General features: G+C 60.7%; 18 protein-coding genes. 8 read left to right on the top strand and 10 right to left on the bottom strand.

What is annotated here, in order from left to right; genetic code table 11:
• Together catC and AC06G5_RS11175 are read right to left on the bottom strand one after the other, a co-directional pair.
• Positions 1 to 291, bottom strand: coding sequence for a muconolactone Delta-isomerase (catC, locus tag AC06G5_RS11180; RefSeq protein ID WP_007978984.1), 291 nt, complete (start codon positions 289 to 291; stop codon positions 1 to 3).
• Between the two features lie 10 nt (positions 292 to 301).
• Positions 302 to 1441, bottom strand: coding sequence for a muconate cycloisomerase family protein (locus AC06G5_RS11175; protein WP_413705166.1), 1140 nt, complete (start codon positions 1439 to 1441; stop codon positions 302 to 304).
• 124 nt (positions 1442 to 1565) lie between these two features.
• On the opposite strand from AC06G5_RS11175, the gene AC06G5_RS11170 reads away from it, so the two are divergent.
• The gene (locus AC06G5_RS11170; protein ID WP_413705167.1) at positions 1566 to 2453 is read left to right on the top strand and encodes a LysR family transcriptional regulator; all 888 of its coding nucleotides are present in this window, start codon (positions 1566 to 1568) and stop codon (positions 2451 to 2453) included.
• 85 nt (positions 2454 to 2538) lie between these two features.
• Here the strand turns inward: AC06G5_RS11170 and AC06G5_RS11165 are convergent, their stop codons facing one another.
• On the bottom strand, positions 2539 to 3438 hold the full coding sequence (locus AC06G5_RS11165) for a polysaccharide deacetylase family protein (RefSeq protein WP_413428289.1): 900 nt from the start codon (positions 3436 to 3438) through the stop codon (positions 2539 to 2541).
• 197 nt (positions 3439 to 3635) lie between these two features.
• Between AC06G5_RS11165 and AC06G5_RS11160 the strand changes: the two genes are divergently transcribed.
• On the top strand, positions 3636 to 4316 hold the full coding sequence (locus AC06G5_RS11160; RefSeq protein ID WP_413428290.1) for an SOS response-associated peptidase family protein: 681 nt from the start codon (positions 3636 to 3638) through the stop codon (positions 4314 to 4316).
• A 228-nt stretch (positions 4317 to 4544) separates the two neighbouring features.
• On the opposite strand, the gene AC06G5_RS11155 is transcribed toward AC06G5_RS11160, so the two are convergent.
• The 3 genes from AC06G5_RS11155 to AC06G5_RS11145 form a co-directional block, all read right to left on the bottom strand.
• Positions 4545 to 4691 carry a hypothetical protein gene (locus AC06G5_RS11155; RefSeq protein WP_413428291.1) on the bottom strand — a complete coding sequence of 49 codons (147 nt, stop codon included), beginning with the start codon at positions 4689 to 4691 and terminating at the stop codon, positions 4545 to 4547.
• Between the two features lie 66 nt (positions 4692 to 4757).
• Entirely contained in the window at positions 4758 to 5069 is a 312-nt protein-coding gene (locus tag AC06G5_RS11150; protein WP_178076748.1) for an AzlD domain-containing protein, read from the bottom strand.
• Complete coding sequence (locus AC06G5_RS11145; RefSeq protein ID WP_008021878.1) at positions 5069 to 5767, bottom strand: AzlC family ABC transporter permease; 699 nt, start codon at positions 5765 to 5767, stop codon at positions 5069 to 5071. Before AC06G5_RS11145 ends, AC06G5_RS11150 begins: the two co-directional genes overlap by 1 nt.
• 168 nt (positions 5768 to 5935) lie before the next feature.
• On the opposite strand from AC06G5_RS11145, the gene AC06G5_RS11140 reads away from it, so the two are divergent.
• The 4 genes from AC06G5_RS11140 (at position 5936) to AC06G5_RS11125 (ending at position 9403) form a co-directional block, all read left to right on the top strand.
• A complete protein-coding gene (locus AC06G5_RS11140; protein WP_413705168.1) occupies positions 5936 to 6871 on the top strand; it encodes a GGDEF domain-containing protein in 936 nt (311 codons plus the stop codon).
• A 285-nt stretch (positions 6872 to 7156) separates the two neighbouring features.
• Complete coding sequence (gene dapA / locus AC06G5_RS11135; RefSeq protein WP_413705169.1) at positions 7157 to 8032, top strand: 4-hydroxy-tetrahydrodipicolinate synthase; 876 nt, start codon at positions 7157 to 7159, stop codon at positions 8030 to 8032.
• A 60-nt stretch (positions 8033 to 8092) separates the two neighbouring features.
• Positions 8093 to 8455 carry a DUF2784 domain-containing protein gene (locus tag AC06G5_RS11130; protein WP_413705170.1) on the top strand — a complete coding sequence of 121 codons (363 nt, stop codon included), beginning with the start codon at positions 8093 to 8095 and terminating at the stop codon, positions 8453 to 8455.
• A gap of 30 nt (positions 8456 to 8485) precedes the next feature.
• Positions 8486 to 9403 (top strand): LysR family transcriptional regulator, encoded by a 918-nt coding sequence (locus tag AC06G5_RS11125; RefSeq protein WP_413705171.1) that lies wholly within the window; start codon positions 8486 to 8488, stop codon positions 9401 to 9403.
• Positions 9404 to 9413: 10 nt separating this feature from the next.
• Here AC06G5_RS11125 and AC06G5_RS11120 read toward each other — a convergent pair whose 3' ends face one another.
• Both AC06G5_RS11120 and AC06G5_RS11115 read right to left on the bottom strand, forming a co-directional pair.
• Positions 9414 to 10958, bottom strand: coding sequence for a sensor domain-containing diguanylate cyclase (locus AC06G5_RS11120; RefSeq protein WP_413705172.1), 1545 nt, complete (start codon positions 10956 to 10958; stop codon positions 9414 to 9416).
• 84 nt (positions 10959 to 11042) lie between these two features.
• Entirely contained in the window at positions 11043 to 11570 is a 528-nt protein-coding gene (locus AC06G5_RS11115) for a DUF3087 domain-containing protein (RefSeq protein WP_413428297.1), read from the bottom strand.
• Positions 11571 to 11804: 234 nt separating this feature from the next.
• On the opposite strand from AC06G5_RS11115, the gene ppnN reads away from it, so the two are divergent.
• Complete coding sequence (gene ppnN, locus AC06G5_RS11110) at positions 11805 to 13178, top strand: nucleotide 5'-monophosphate nucleosidase PpnN (RefSeq protein WP_413428298.1); 1374 nt, start codon at positions 11805 to 11807, stop codon at positions 13176 to 13178.
• An 89-nt stretch (positions 13179 to 13267) separates the two neighbouring features.
• Positions 13268 to 13708, top strand: a complete 441-nt coding sequence (locus AC06G5_RS11105; protein WP_413705173.1) for an NUDIX hydrolase — start codon at positions 13268 to 13270, stop codon at positions 13706 to 13708.
• Positions 13709 to 15805: 2097 nt separating this feature from the next.
• On the opposite strand, the gene AC06G5_RS11100 is transcribed toward AC06G5_RS11105, so the two are convergent.
• Complete coding sequence (locus tag AC06G5_RS11100; RefSeq protein WP_413428300.1) at positions 15806 to 16345, bottom strand: type II secretion system protein; 540 nt, start codon at positions 16343 to 16345, stop codon at positions 15806 to 15808.
• Positions 16320 to 16694, bottom strand: a complete 375-nt coding sequence (locus AC06G5_RS11095) for a type II secretion system protein (protein ID WP_057397270.1) — start codon at positions 16692 to 16694, stop codon at positions 16320 to 16322. Before AC06G5_RS11095 ends, AC06G5_RS11100 begins: the two co-directional genes overlap by 26 nt.
• Positions 16695 to 16697: the final 3 nt, after the last annotated feature.

Here is a 16697-nt window from a genome sequence, read left to right as displayed (position 1 = left end):
TCAGCGGTCATCGTCACGGATGGAAGAAGGATGCCGGCACATCGCGTCGATTTCGATGGCCATGTACGGGAACAGTGGCAATTGCATCAGCAGGTCATGCAGTTCCTGAACGCTGTCGACATCGAACACGCTGTAGTTGGCGTAGTGCCCGGCGATGCGCCACAGGTGGCGCCACTTGCCCTGCTCTTGCAGGCGCTGGGCCAGGGCTTTTTCGTCAGCCTTGAGCCTGGCGGCCGCTTCAGGATTCATGTCGACCGGCAGGTTCACGGTCATTTTTACGTGGAACAGCATAATGCTCTCCTCAGGCTTGATGAATGGTCTTGTCGCGGCGGAAGAACGCCAGGCGCTCTTCATCCAGGCTCAGGCCCAGGCCCGGCGTTTTCGGCACGTGCAGTTCAAAATCGCGATACACCAGCGGTTCGCTGAGAATGTCTTCGGTCAGCAGCAACGGGCCGAACAGCTCGGTGTCCCACGCCAGTTTGTTCAGGGTGACGAAGGCATGGGCCGAAGCCATGGTGCCCAGGCCGCCTTCAAGCATGGTGCCGCCGTACAGAGCGATGCCGGCCGCTTCAGCGATGGCGGCGGTACGCAACACGGCGCGTGGGCCACCGTTCTTGGCGATTTTCAGGGCGAACACCGAAGCCGCGCCTTCGCGGGCCAGGTTGAACGCATCTTCCACGCTTTCGATGGATTCATCGGCCATGATCGGCGCCGGGCTCATGGCGTTCAGGCGGGCCATGCCAGCGCGGTTGTTGCGCGAGATCGGCTGTTCGATCAGGTCGATTCCGTTGCTGCCGAGGACTCGGCAGGCACGTATCGCGACGGCTTCGTCCCACGCCTGGTTGACGTCGACCCGCACGCTGGCGCGATCACCCAGGGCTTTCTTGATGGCAATCACATGGGCCAGGTCGCGGTTGACCTCACCGGCACCGATCTTCAGTTTGAAGATGCGATGGCGGCGCAGGTCGAGCATTTTTTCCGCTTCGGCGATGTCTTTTTCGGTGTCACCGCTGGCCAGGGTCCAGGCCACGGGCAGCGAGTCGCGAACACGGCCGCCGAGCAATTCGCTGACCGGCAGGCCGAGGCGTTTGCCCTGGGCGTCGAGCAGCGCGGTTTCGATACCGGATTTGGCAAAGGTGTTGCCACGGATGCTGCGCTCCAGGCGCAACATGGCGGCGTTGACGTTGCCACTGTCCTGGCCGATCAACAGCGGTGCGAAGTGCGTATCGATATTGGTCTTGATGCTGTCCGGGCTTTCATTGCCGTAGGCCAGGCCACCGATGGTGGTGGATTCGCCAATGCCTTCGATGCCGTCAACGCAACGCACGCGAATGATCACCAGGGTCTGGTTCTGCATGGTGTGCATCGCCAGCTTGTGCGGGCGGATGGTCGGCAGATCGACGATGATCGTCTCGATCGACTCAATGGCGGTTGCTAGCATTTCGATACCCGTCAGGTTCTTGAAGTTCTGAGTCGGATTCTCATACGGCTTTTTCCGGGCGGCCAATATAGAATTGGTCTGGCTTGATACCTTAAAGGTATTCAATTGAAAATCCGGAGGCCCCATGGAACTGCGTCACCTGCGTTACTTTCAGGTGCTGGCTCAAACCCTCAACTTCACTCGCGCCGCCGAGCACCTGCACATTGCCCAACCGCCGTTGAGCCGGCAGATCCAGCAACTGGAGGACGAGTTGGGGGTGATGCTGCTGGAGCGCGGCCGACCGCTGAAGTTGACTGACGCCGGGCGGTTTTTCCACGAGCACTCCACTGCCCTGCTCGAACAACTGAGCAAGGTCTGCGACAACACGCGGCGTATCGGCTCGGGTGAGAAAACCTGGCTGGGTATCGGCTTTGCGCCATCGACACTGTATGGCGTGCTGCCGGAACTGATCCGGCGGTTACGCAGTGGCGAGCCGCTGGAGCTGGAGTTGGGTCTGTCGGAAATGACCACCCTGCAACAGGTGCAGGCATTGAAGGCCGGGCGCATCGACATCGGTTTCGGCCGAATCCGTATCGACGACCCGGCCATTATCCAGACCGTGCTCACCGAAGACCGCCTGGTCGCCGCCCTGCCCGCCGGGCACCCGTTGCTCGCAGGCCCCATCAGCCTGCGGGAACTGGCAAGGGAACCCTTTGTGCTGTACCCCGGCAATCCACGGCCGAGTTACGCCGACCATGTGATTGCCCTGTTTGAGTCCTATGGCGTGAGCATCCACGTCGCGCAATGGACCAACGAGTTGCAAACGGCGATCGGTCTGGTGGGGGCAGGAATCGGGGTCACGCTGGTGCCGGCCTCGGTGCAGTTGCTGCACCGCGACGACATCGGCTTCACCCCGCTGCTGGAAGACAACGCCACCTCGCCGATCATTCTCAGCCGACGGGTGGGCGATGTGTCGCCGGGGTTGAACCATTGTTTGCGGATGATTGATGAACTGCTGCCACCAGGGATTTAAGGCAATAAATACCTGTGGCGAGGGAGCTTGCTCCCGCTGGGCCGGGCTGGTGCTCCTGCGCGCAGCGGCCCTATCTGCACGTTTTCTAATGGGTGTTCCCGCCCCAGATCCAGTTCCAGAACCCCGGCAACTCGACAGGCTGTGAATCGTCGCGCACGGTTCGCGCCATGGCGGCCCGCAGCAACGCGGCCTGATCCTCGTAGAATGGCTTGTCCGCGGTTTTCACCCCGGTCTCCCGGGCGCTGTCGAGCAGTATCTGCAGGTACTCACGGGTATGCCGGGCGGTGTACCGGTTGAGGTCGTGGAAGGTCACCACCACCGGAATCACGCCATCGACCACTGGCAATTCGCCACGGGCAATGCGTTCGCGTACTTCGGACATCGAGCGCAGCATGTGCGACCGGCGGCGGGGGCTGGCGTTGAAGCCCCAGATCTTGCCGTCATTGGCGCTCAAGTCCGTCAGCAGTACATGCAGGCCATGCTGCTGATAGGCGGCGAAAGTGCGTTTGTCGTAGTTCCAGAATGGCGGGCGCAGCAGGATCGGGGGGGCGCCGGTGATCGCCGCGATGTCGGCGCTGCCATCGGTCAGGGCCTGTTCCAGCTCTTGCGGCTCCAGCGAGCGATGGTTGGTGTGCCAGGGCGTCGCCGTGTGGAACCCCAGAATGTGACCTTCGGCGTTTTCGCGCCGCATGATGTCCCGGCCCAACTCGCTGCCGCCGGCTCGCGGTGCGCGTGTTTGCACGAAGAACACGGCTTTGATGCCCGGTTGCAGCGGGTTTTGCGCCAGGCTCTCAAGCACTGTGACAGTCGGATTCCACCAGCTCGATGCGCTGGGGCCGTCATCGAAGGTCAGCAGAAACCGGACGGGGGGTTGCTCACGCAAACGCTGTTCGGTCTGTGGAGTCATTTCAATCGGTGCTGCGATACAGCCCAGCAGACTCACTGCCAAAGCGCACACCGTTAAACATTTGAACAACTGTTTCATCTTCTGCCTTGGGCCAGACCATCACGGTCGATACGTCAACTGGCAAGAATCCTTCGCCCGTTCATCCGTCGTCAGCCCGCATCGAGACGGCGAGCCGAGGTTGGATAAGGTACACAGAGTTTGGTTCCAGTGCTTGCCAGGCCCATTTCGTCGCCACCGACTAAACTGAAAAAAACGCTCAACCAGAGTGTCAGGCCATGTGCGGACGACTGTCGCAATACCGTGGAATCCACGACTTCGTGGCGGTGCTGAGCATCCCCGATGCGCTGGTCAACCGCGTCGGCAACGAACCCCTGGCGCACTATAACGCTGCGCCCACCACGCAACTCGCCCTGTTGCACCTTGAGAATGAGCGGCTGCACGCCGACGCCGTGTGCTGGGGTTGGCGACCGCACTGGGCGACGGATCGCGTGGCGCCGATCAATGCCCGGGTCGAGAAAGTCGCCCACGGCCCGTACTTCCGGGCGATCTGGCCCCATCGCGCGATCTGCCCGATCGATAACTGGTTCGAATGGGTCGACGACGGTGACGGTAACAAACAACCGTGGCTGATTCGGCGACGCAACCGGGCACCGGCTTTTTGCGCGGCCATCGGCCAGTACCCGATCGGCGGAGCCCCTCACCGGGAGCACGACGGTTTCGTCATCCTCACGGCCGACAGCGCGGGCGGGATGCTTGACGTGCATGACCGACGCCCGGTGGTGTTCTCGCCCGAGCTGGCGCGGGAATGGCTGGACCCGGCCACGCCCAAGGAACGAGCCGAGGAAATGGCGCTGTCCCAGGGCGAGGCCAGTAACGTATTTGAGTGGTACAAGGTCGACAAGGCGGTTGGCAATGTCAGGAACCAGGGCGCCGCGCTGATTAAAGAAGTTCCATGAACTTATCAATAACGACAGCTGCGCATGCAAACTGAAATTCAACAACATCACATGACAAAGCCCCGCTCACTAGCGGAATTGCTGTAGGAGCGAGCTTGCTCGCGATGGACGTTAACGATTACGCGTGTTTACTGGCTAAACGCGGTGCTCTTGAGTCCATCGCGAGCAAGCTCGCTCCTACAGCAGCATTACGCACAATGGCGGGGCTTTGTTGTATTCGCGTGCAGCTCAAAATTTGCGGTCAGGCTCTGACAGTTCCTTGCCGTCGTCAGGATGCTTCCAGTCCGGTACCGAGCGCTTCTGTTGCTCAATCTCTTCTTCCGTGGGTTCGTCCTCTTCTTCTTCCAGATCCGGACGCTTGGGGTCATTGGCCATGTTCACCTCTCTTCCTGAAGGGATCGGTCATCCACTTTAAGCGTAGAACAGTTTCCGTCGACCGGCTCACAGCCACCAGCGCAGCAAAAAGAAGAAGCCCATGCTCAACAGCATGCTGAGCAAGGTGTTGCGGGTGTAGAGCACCAGGCCGACGGCGACCAGTGAACTGATCAGATAAGGGTTGTCCCATTGCAGGTTCAACTGTTTTTCCGGCATGAACACAATCGGCCCGCAGATGGCGGTCAACATGCCCGGTACGGCAAACCCGAGGAATTGCCGGGCATTGCTGCTCAGGCGCACCGGCAGTCGCGGCTCCAGAAAAACATAGCGATTGAGGAACACCAACACGCCCATGCCGACAATCACTGCCCAGACCATCATGTGCGTCCACCATGGAATTTATTGCAGACAAACCCGGCGGTCATGCCCGCCAGCCCCGACAACACCAGCGCCGAGCCCCATTGCCAGTAGCTGAACAGCACCGAGCAGAACAGCGACACTGCCACGCACACCACGGTCGGCACGTTACGGACCACCGGGGTGATCAGGGCAATGAAGGTGGCCGCGATGGAGAAATCCAGGCCCAGGTGTTCGAGGCCCGGGATGCTGCTGCCAAGCACAATGCCCGCCAAGGTGAACAGGTTCCAGGCGATGTAGAACGTCAACCCCACGCCCAAGGCGTACCAACGGTTGAATTGCTGCTTGTCGTGCTGGCTGGTCAGGGCGAACAACTCATCGGTGAGCAAAAAACCCAGGCCTGCACGCCAGTGCCCCGGCAACGGAGAAATCACCGAACGCATGCTCATTCCGTAAAGCAGATGCTGGGAGGTCAGCAGCAACGTGGTGAGCAGAATCGAAAAGATCCCGGCTCCGCCCTTGAGCATGCCGATGGCCACCAGTTGCGCGGCTCCGGCAAACACAATGCTCGACAGCCCCTGGCCTTGCAGGGGCGTGAGGTTGGCCTCGATGGCCATGGAGCCGGCCAGCAAGCCCCAGGGCGCGGTGGCCAGGGACAGCGGCATGATCGCCGCAGCGCCACGCAGAAAGGCACTGCGCGGCATCATTGAGTTGGACATGACGTTCTACAGACAGGGAAAGACCCCAGACTTTGCCAGCTATGGCGGCCAATGGCTTGAACAATCTTGCTCACTGACAGGACTGCGTGCCATTCATCGGCTGCCCGCTTGATTCGCCAAAGTGACAACAACATGATGGCGCTGCATTTTCATCGAGGCAGTCCCTTCATGAGTTCAGTCGAAACCGACAGCGACGTTTATAAAACCCTGCTTGAGTCAACCCGGGCGATTCCCTGGCGCATCGACTGGAAAACCATGACTTTCAGCTATATCGGGCCGCAGATCGAGGAGCTGCTGGGCTGGAAGCAGGACAGCTGGACCACGGTCAACGACTGGGTCGAACGCATGCACCCTGATGATCGCAACTACGTGATGGACTTCTGCGTCTCGCAATCGCGCGCCGGTCTCGATCACGAGGCTGACTATCGGGCGCTGACCGACAGCGGCGAGTACGTGTGGATTCGCGATGTGGTGCACGTGGTGCGCAAGGACGGCGAAGTCGAAGCGCTGGTGGGTTTCATGTTCGATATCAGCGAGCGCAAGAAAACCGAAGAACACCTGAGCCGCCTGCAAAAGCAGCTCGAAGAGTATTCCTTCCAGGACGGCCTGACCGGCATCGCCAACCGGCGCATGTTCGACACTGTGCTGGAACGCGAGTGGAGCAATGCCCAGCGCACGGGCTCGCCGTTGTCGGTGATCGTGCTGGATATCGATTACTTCAAGCAGTACAACGACCATTACGGCCACATCAAGGGCGACGAATGCCTGCGCCGCGTCGCGCAAACCCTGTCCCTGGCGGCGAACCGGCCACGGGACTTCATCGCCCGGATCGGCGGCGAAGAGTTCGTCTGGTTACTCCCGGAAAGCGATGCCGAATCCGCCAGGCTGGTGGCGCACAAATGCCTGCACCTGATTCGCCAGCAGCAGATCCCCCATGAATTCTCGAACGTGTCGAACCTGCTGAGCGTCAGCCTGGGCGTCGGCACCACCGCCGTTTCGATCCATGCCACGGCGCTGGAGTTCGTCGACCAGGTCGATCAATTGCTCTACAAGGCCAAGCACGAGGGTCGGATGCGCGCCGAGTTCGCTGATTTTCGTGATTGACAAACAGCGCGCCGGCTTTTAAAACTGGGCGCCTCACTCAGGGTGTAAGCAAGCATGTCCGCAACCTTCAACTTCAACTTTTCTGTCTTTGGCTTGATTGCCAAGGCGCAAGGTTGCGTTGCGCACGCCCTCAAATCGAAGAAACAGTCGCTCATGTGACCGGGGCGCGCTGTCCCGTCAGATGAGCTGACAGGACATTGAGCGCGACGGACCACCCTCCCCTTGCTTACTCTCCTTCTACGCTCCTGACGGTGACGAAATCGGTCAACCATCAGGAGAAAGTGCATGTCTGCGTTTCAAGGTATCTGGGTTCCACTGGTCACACCATTCCACAACGGCGCCATCGATTTCGTCGGCTTGCGCCGGCTGGTCAGCCATCTGCTGGAAAAAGGCGTCGACGGCCTCATCGTTTGCGGCACCACCGGCGAACCGGCCGCCATGGACAAACATGAGCAACTGGCGGTGCTCGATGCGGTGCTCGAACTTGTGCCGGCACAGCAGGTGGTCATGGGTCTGGCGGGTAACAACCTGACCGAGTTGTTGCAGTTCCAGAGCGAGATTCTCAAGCGCCCGGTGGCTGGCCTGCTGGTACCGGCGCCGTATTACATCCGCCCTTCCCAGGCTGGCCTGGAAGCGTTTTTCCGCACGGTCGCCGATGCCTCCAGCGTTCCGCTGATCCTCTACGACATCCCCTACCGTACCGGCGTGGCCTTCGAACAGGCGACCCTGCTGAACATCGTCGCCCACGAGCGCATCGTCGCCATCAAGGATTGCGGCGGTAATTTTTCCAACACCCTGGCCTTGCTCGATAGCGGCCAAGTCGACGTGCTGTGCGGTGAGGACAACCAGATCTTCAATGCCCTGTGCCTGGGCGCCAAAGGCGCGATTGCCGCGTCGGCGCATGTTCATCCCGAACTGTTCGTGCAGTTGCACCGGCAGATCCGCGACAACCGGTTGGCGGACGGCCGCGCCACGTTTTTCCGTTTGCTGCCGTTGATCAACAGCCTGTTCCTGGAGCCCAACCCGGCCCCGGTGAAAACCGCGCTGGCCCTGCAAGGCTTGATCGGTGACGAACTGCGTGCGCCGATGCAACGCAGCAGTGAATCGATGACCGAACGTATGAAAGGCGTGCTCAGCGCATTGGGTCGCGACAATCGCTAGAGCGCCCGACACCGGTCCGAGTACCATGGAGCGATTCGTTCAGCCTTCAGGGGCACCGATATGCTGTACCGAATCGCAGCCGATGGGCTGATGCTGTTTCACCTGTTGTTCATTGTGTTTATGTTGTTCGGCGGGTTGCTGGTGCTCAAATGGCGCCACCTGATCTGGTGGCATCCGCCTGCAGCGCTGTGGGGCATGGCGGTGGAATTCTTCCACTTGCCCTGCCCGCTGACCGACTGGGAAAACCGTCTGCGCCACGGGGCCGGGCAATCCGGCTATGGTGGTGGATTCATCGAGCATTACCTCTGGCCGGTCATCTATCCCGCCGGCCTGACACCCGGCATTCAGTTGGGCCTGGGCGCCGTGGTGCTGGCGATCAACGTGCTGGTCTATCTTCGATTGATCCGGCAATGGGCCGCCTGAAACTTCAACCACCCGCCAAGGACTGAACACATGCTGTCGACCGAAGACCTGGCACTGCTCGAGGCCATCCGCAAAACCGGCAGTCTGTCGCGGGCGGCGGCCCACCTGGGCAAGGCGCCGTCGACCGTGTCCTATGCGGCTCGGCAGCTGGAGGAGCGTTTCGATGCATTGCTGTTCGACCGCCGCCGCTACCGTTTGCAACTGACCCCGGCGGGTGAGTTGCTGGTCAACGAAGCGGCGCGGCTGATGCAGGACGTCTCGCGCCTGACCCAGCGGGTCCGGCAAGTCGCCAACGGCTGGGAGAGTCGCTTGTGGATCGTGACCGACGAACTGCTGGAGTTCGAAACCCTGATCCCGGTGATCGACCAATTCGATGCGCTGCAATCGGGCGTACCGCTGCGCATCACCCAGGAAGTGCTCAAAGGGGTCTGGGAAGCCCTGCGCGAAGGCCGCGCGGACCTGATCATCGGCGCCACCAACGAGCCTCCGGCGATCCCGTCCTTGCGCTGGATGCAACTGGGGGAAATGGAGTGGGTGTTTGCGGTGTCGCCCAAACACCCGCTGGCCAAGGCCAAAGGCCCGATTACCCGGGCCATGGTCGCGCAGCACCGGGCGATTGTGGTGGCCGATTCCTCCAGAGCCACCGAGGGCAGCACCTACGGCGTCACCGGGGGGCAACCGGTGCTGGCCGTGCCGACCATGCGCGCAAAGATCCTCGCCCAGTGCAATGCGCTGGGGGTAGGTTGGCTGCCGCGACACCGGGTTGGCTCGCTGCTGAAAAACGGCATGCTGGTTGAAAAGCCGATGGCCGACCCGCGCGAACCGAACATCCTGTACGCCGGTTGGCGTGGCGACCATGACGGTCGCGCCCTGGGCTGGTGGCTGGAGCAGCTTGAAAAGCCCAACCTGGCTACCCGGCTGGTTCAGGGAACGGACCGGTTTGCCTGACGCCTGACGTTCAGTTGGCGATCACGCTCATGTTGCGCCCGCTGGCCTTGGCCACGTACAGCGCCTTGTCTGCCGCACCGATCAGGTCTTCGGGGCGAACCTGGGAAGTGGCATTGCTGGCACACACACCGACACTGACCGTCACGCTGCCTTCCGGGCTGTCGCTGTGGGCAAATTCGGCCTGTAGCACCGCGCGACGGATTTTCTCCGCCATCAGAAATGCCCCCACGTAGTCGGTTCCGGGCAGCACCACGGCAAACTCTTCGCCACCATAACGGGCGGCCAGGTCAACGGGGTGATTGATGTTGTCCGTGATGATCGCACCGACCTTGCGCAAACACTCATCACCGGCCAGATGGCCGTAGCGGTCATTGAACGGTTTGAAATGATCGACATCAATCATCAGCAGCGCTAATCCGGTCTGGCTGCGCCGGGCACGCCCCATTTCGGCATCGATGAACGCATCGAGCTGACGCCGGTTGGCCAGCCCCGTCAGCGCATCCTTGAGGGCCAGGCCTTCGAGGTTGCGATTGACCTCCAGGAGCTTGTCCTGGGTGTCCAGCAACTCGACCTGTACCAGATTCTGCTGCTTCATCAACTTGATGAGCCGAAACCCCAGTACCCCGAGAACACTCAGCAACAACGTGACGATGCAGACGCTGAGCAGGGTTTCCCGGCGCCAACCGGCCAGCACTTCATCCTTGTTCAACGCGGTAAAAACGATTAACGGGTAACCCTCGACCCGGTGGTACCCCGTCACCCGCTCGACACCGTCGACGATCGAAGTGATCGTGGCCGTGCCCGAGTCGCCCTTGGGCAACAACCGGGTGAACAACGGGCTTTTGGCAAGGCTGGTACCGATATCCGTCTCCTTGAAGGGTCTGCGAATGACAATGCTGGCATTGTCGGCGATCAGGTTGATCACGCCGTTACTGCCCATGTCGATGCTGTCGTAGAGTTGCAGGAAATGGCTGAGGTAAATCGACGCCAGTGCCACGCCGGCAAAGCTGCCATCGGGATGATTGACCCGGCGCGAAACCGTCACGATCCATTCACCGCTCGAACGGCTCTTGATCGACGGTCCGATGTGGGGCCCGCGGCTGGGGTTGTCGCGATGGAAGATGAAATATTCGCGGTCGGAGTTATTGACGCCGGTTTGGCCGACGCCATTGGAATTGGCGATCCACTGCCCTTTTTCGTCGAAAACGAACAGGCCGTGGAGCTGGCTCAACTCACTGCGTTGGGCGTTGAGCAATTGCGGCAGCCGGGACTGATCCATACCGTCGTGCTCCAGACGGTCGACCAGAGTGAACAGCAGCGTGTCGGCCTGCTTGATTGTTGCCTGCGCTTGCGAAGCCAGGGTCTGCGCAAGGTTGGACATCACCACTTCCTTGTCATGCAGACGGTACTGGCGTGAGCTCCAGGCTTCCCAGATCACGATAACCACCATCGACAGGCACACAGCGAGCAGCAGGATCACCGCCGAGCGGACCTTGAGCCGGGGCACCGCTGGCCGGAGCATTTCAATATTATCGTTGATCGACGGATGTCCCATGGTGCTCCCTGATTGTCTGTGACAGGGCGAATCTTCCTGATCGCCTCTTTTGCTCACTATGCCTGGTCCAGGCTCGCGATGATGTTAGCGCGACGCTGGCTTTACCGCCTCCAGCCACGCCGGATCCAGGCGCGTCTGCCCGGTATCGATGCCCAGCGCCTGCATCCGCTCCTTGTGCCGGTCCATTTCGCGGATCAACTGGCTGTGGTCACTGGAGTTGCCGTCCAGTTGATGCATCTGGTCCAGCCCCAGATGGTAGAAACGCAACAGCTTCATGGCAACCGGATCACCCTTCTCCACGGCCGCCGTTACATGATGCATGACATTGGTGATGCTCATCAGGCTGCGCTTGAGCTGCCAAGCGTAGACCGCCGGCGCCATCCATTCCTGGTGCCAGAACACTTTGCGCATCAGCGCCGCCATCGCCAGCACCGCGACAAACACGCCACCGACGTTGAAGCGCAGATTGTCACCCCCTGGCACTCCGAACAGAGCCACCGCCACCGTGGACAGGCCCATCGCCAGCGCCAGAAAGATCAGGGCAATGATGATCGTGCTGCGCCGCGTCTGTTGCCGGTAGGTATCGGCGTTCATCGGCTGGATTTCGAACATTGCGTCGGGTTTCCTGAGCTTCAATGGTAAAAAGGGGTCTGAAGTAAAAAGACTGCGGGCCATTATCGCCTCTGCGAGGGATTTAGCTATGCTGGGGCTCCTTTTCATCTTTTCATCGTCAAGCGGGGGACATGGCGAGACCGTGCAGTTCGTGCCATCTTCTTTCATGAATACACATTATTCGGATGCCATTCGTGGTTGCTGTGTGAATGACATCGTTTTAAGGATCAATGAATGACCCAACGCCAAGTTATCAACGCCTCCGTCAGCCCCAAAGGCAGCCTGGAAACGCTCTCGCAACGGGAAGTCCAGCAGTTGAGCGAAGCCGGTTCCGGCAGCACCTACACCCTCTTCCGCCAGTGCGCCCTGGCCATCCTCAATACCGGCGCCCATGTCGACAACGCCAAGACCATTCTTGAAGCCTATAAAGATTTTGAAATCCGCATTCACCAACAGGACCGCGGCGTACGCCTGGAACTGCTGAACGCCCCGGCCGACGCCTTCGTTGACGGCGAAATGATCGCCAGCACCCGGGAAATGCTGTTCAGCGCCCTGCGTGACATCGTCTACACCGAAAACGAACTCGACAGCCAACGCATCGACCTGAGCAATTCCCAGGGCATCAGCGATTACGTCTTCCACCTGCTGCGCAACGCCCGCACCCTGCGCCCCGGCGTCGAGCCGAAGATCGTGGTGTGCTGGGGCGGGCACTCGATCAACACCGAAGAATACAAATACACCAAGAAAGTCGGCCACGAACTGGGCCTGCGCAGCCTGGACATCTGCACCGGTTGCGGCCCCGGCGTGATGAAAGGCCCAATGAAAGGCGCGACCATCGCCCACGCCAAGCAACGCATCCACGGCGGCCGCTACCTGGGCCTGACCGAACCCGGAATCATCGCCGCCGAAGCGCCGAACCCGATCGTCAACGAACTGGTGATCCTGCCGGATATCGAAAAACGCCTGGAAGCCTTTGTCCGCGTCGGCCACGGCATCATCATCTTCCCGGGCGGCGCCGGGACGGCCGAAGAGTTCCTGTACCTGCTCGGCATCCTGATGCACCCGGGCAACGAAGGCCTGCCCTTCCCGGTCATCCTCACCGGGCCGAAACATGCCGCGCCGTACCTGGAACAACTGGACGCGTTCGTCGGCGCCACCCTGGGTGACGCCGCCAAGCAGCACTACCAGATCATCATCGATAACCCGGCCGAAGTGGCGCGGCAAATGACCCAGGGCCTCAAAGCGGTCAAGCAATTCCGTCGCGAGCGCAACGATGCGTTCCACTTCAACTGGCTGCTGAAAATCGACGAGGGCTTCCAGCGCCCGTTCGACCCGACCCACGAAAACATGGCCAACCTGAAACTCAGCCTCGACCAGCCATCCCATGAACTGGCGGCCAACCTGCGCCGCGCGTTCTCCGGCATCGTCGCCGGCAACGTCAAGGACAAGGGCATCCGTCTGATCGAAGAACACGGGCCGTACCAGATCCGTGGCGACGCGGCGATCATGCAGCCGCTGGACCTGCTGCTCAAGGCCTTCGTCGCCCAGCACCGCATGAAACTGCCGGGCGGCGCGGCGTATGTGCCGTGTTATCGGGTGGTGGCGTAACGATATCGGTGTGAGAGCGTCAACCTGAGTTTTACCGTCGCGAACCGCAGTGAAAGCTGCGGTTCGCGGCACTCTATGGAAAGAAAAAAATGCGCCAACGCAAGTCCGCCAGACTGCTGGTGATCAATCCCTCGCAACAGGTTCTGCTGTTTCACTTCCAGCACACAAACGATGCCCTCGCCGGCAAAAGCCACTGGGCGACACCCGGTGGTGGGCTCGAGCAGGGTGAATCCTTTGAGGCTGCGGCGGTCCGTGAACTGTTTGAAGAAACGGGCCTCCACGTCGACACCATAGGTTCGAGCATTGCCGATCGCAGTTTTCCAATGATGCTGCCGAGCGGTGAAACGGTGTTGTCCGTTGAGCGCTATTTCGTGGTTCATACCGACAGTGAACGCCTGTCCCGTGAGGGGTGGACGGCTCACGAGGTTCGGGTGATGGCGGACCATAAATGGTGGTCGGTGGCAGAGCTACGGGAGACCCGCGAAACGGTGTGGCCGGAGCAGTTGATCGAGATGCTGGAAAACGTCTGAAGATCGTACAGACATCCCCAACCTCAGTGGTGAGGGAGCTTGAAGATTTTCGTTAGATGCCAAGCCGCCTTCGCGAGTAGCCTGCTCGCGATGGCGGAGTGTTGGGCGACGTTTTGTTGTGTACATATCCGTTTCTGCGGTCACGGCTACTTAGGGTTCCGCCCTTACGGCGGGTTACTTGGAAAAGCGGAGCGCCGCCCGGCCCCAAGTAACCAAGGGCTCTTGCCCCTGACGTTCGGTGCCTCGCCAAGGCTCGGCATTCCCTCGCTCCGGTCCTGCTCCGTGGGCCCGCCGCGATCGGCCATCCCTGGCCGTACGCGGCTAACCCGGCATCCATGCCGGGTTGCCCACTGCGCAGAACCTGCGCTCGGCCTCTCGAGGGGGCAAGCAGATCAAAAGCCAAAGCCAAAGCAAAAGCAAAAGCAAAAGCAAAAGCGAGGCGGCCTACTGGCCGGCCTGATCGCAATTGAACGCGTTTCCCTGTAGGAGCGAGCTTGCTCGCGAAAAACGCCAGGACACCGCGGGCATTCAGACAGCCCGCGTTATCGTTGACGTCCATCGCGAGCAAGCTCGCTCCTACAGAAGAGCAGAGCAAAGGCAGATCGGCGTCCCCCCACGCTCCTCACCACTCAACAGGCCGAGCGTTAGCTCGCCTGCAGCTCTTGATCCACCCGCCCCCTCGGCAGGCTGAGTGGAGGTGTTCATCCGGGGAATGGCGCGCAGCGCCGTGCGGCGAAGCCGCACACATTGCAGGGAGGTGCAGCGAAGCAAACCGTAGAGCAATGCCCCCGGATGAATGCCGGAGCGAAGGAACCCCGAGCCCTGGCGAGGGGCCGGACGTTCGGGGCGAGCGTTTTTTTGCTTACTTTTTTTAGGCGCTTGTAAAAAAAGTGAGTCGCCGTAAGGGCGAAACCGCCAGCCGTCGCTACCCAAATAATGGATATGTACTCAGTCAGCCCGCCTTCGCGAGCAGGCTAGCTCCCACAGGGGATCGCATTCACCCACAAAAGCCTGGTCGGCCCGAAAGCCGCCAAGATCAAAGATCAAAGTCACTGTAAACGCTCCGGCTTTACGACTGCTGCGCAGCCGAACGGGAGCAAGCTCCCTCGCCACATGACGGGTGTGAGCCTGAAAATTTTCGTTGATGCTAGGCCGCTATCGCGAGCAGGCTCGCTCCCACAATCGGGTTCCCGGTTTTTACTCGATACTTGTGGCCACTGAAGATCCCTGTGGGAGCGAGCCTGCTCGCGATGGCGGGATGTTGGGTGACGTGTCTTTTACCGGTGTACATATCCGTTTATGCGGCAACGGCGGCTTAGGGTTCCGCCCTGACGGCGGGTTACTTGGAAAAGCCCCAAGTAACCAAGGGTTCTTGCCCCTGACGTTCGGTGCCTCGCCAAGGCTCGGCATTCCCTCGCTCCGGTCCTGCTCCGTGGGCCCGCCGCGCTCGGCCTCTCGAGGGGGCAAGCAGATCAAAAGCCAAAGCGAGGCGGCCTACTGGCCGGCCTGATCGCAATTGAACGCGTTTCCCTGTAGGAGCGAGCTTGCTCGCGAAAAACGCCAGGACAACGCGGGGATTCAGGCCGCCCGCGTTATCGTTGACGCCCATCGCGAGCACGCTCGCTCCTACAGAAGAGCAGAGCAAAAGCAGATCGGCGTACGCCCACGCTCTTCACCATTCAACAGGCCGAGCGTTAGCTCGCCTGCCGCTCTTGATCTTGATCCACCCGCCCCCTCGGCAGGCTGAGCGGAGGTGTTCATCCGGGGATGGGCGCGCAGCGCCGTTCGACGCAGTCGAACTCATTGCATGTAGGTCGAGCGCAGCCGACCGGAGGGCAATGCCCCCGGATGAATGCCGGAGCGAAGGAACCCCGAGCCTTGGCGAGGGGCCGGACGTTCGGGGCGAGCGTTTTTTTGCTTACTTTTTTTAGGCGCTTGTAAAAAAAGTGAGTCGCCGTAAGGGCGAAACCCTAAGTCGCCGTAACCCAAAAAACGGATATGTACCCAGTCAGGCCGCCTTCGCGAGCAAGCCCGCTCCCACAGAAGAGCAGAGCGAAGGCAGATCGGCATACACAAATGCCGCCAGCCAGCGACGATTCATGGCTGCAAAGCCTGGGGCTCGGTGGACTGTGCTTTCGGCGGCCCCTCGGTTTCCTCGAGGGAGGCTTTCTCGGCCACGAACTGCCAGTCCTTGTAGCTGGCCATGCCGTTGAAGTCCGACCACTGGCTGGGAAAGTTCACCTGCTTGAGCGGCTTCTCCGTGGACGGGCAATACACACCGCTGATACGCCCGTCGATACCGCGAATCAGCTCCCATTCGCCACCTGTCATCGGCTCCGGGTACAACTGCCGGATATGGTGCCTGGCCGACGGAAAACGCTCGTCCTGCAACAGGTCCGCGAGTTCTTTCGGGTACTGCGCCACACCGGGCGAACTTCGGTAATAGCTGCGCAGCGCCTGGGCATACTGCGTACCGACCCAGAGCAACTGGTTTTCGCGATCCCGGCGCGCGGCGGTGGCCCACAACTCGCCGGCACTGGCCAGGCCCATGCCAATCACGACGATCAGAAACAGCACCCCCAGGTAGGTGAAGCCATCCTGGTCCGATGGCTTACCACTCGGAATAAAGGCTGCCATCACGTGCCCTCCCTTTGGCCCCACTCTTGATGTCAGCCACCCCGCCCGCCACGCCATCCGGTGGTGCAACCACAACCCAGGCGTCCTTGCGCTCGACAATCGGGTCCAGCGGCTGGTTACGCAGGTAGCGCAGTTCGACCAGCTGTTCGATGGAGTCGGGATAACGCCCGGTGTCCCCGTAATAGTGGTCCAGCGCCTCGCGCATGGACGACAGGCTCTGGTGCAGGGTGGTCTCTTTCGAGGCCTCCAGACTGTTGAAGTAGCGTGGCAAGGCAATCGTCATCAGGGTCGCGATGATTGCCAGGACCACCATCAGTTCAATGAGGGTAAAACCCTTTTGCCGACGCATATG

It is taken from the genome of Pseudomonas sp. WT-JTC (genome assembly GCF_056711565.1).
This window is presented reverse-complemented; position numbering and strand designations above follow the sequence as displayed.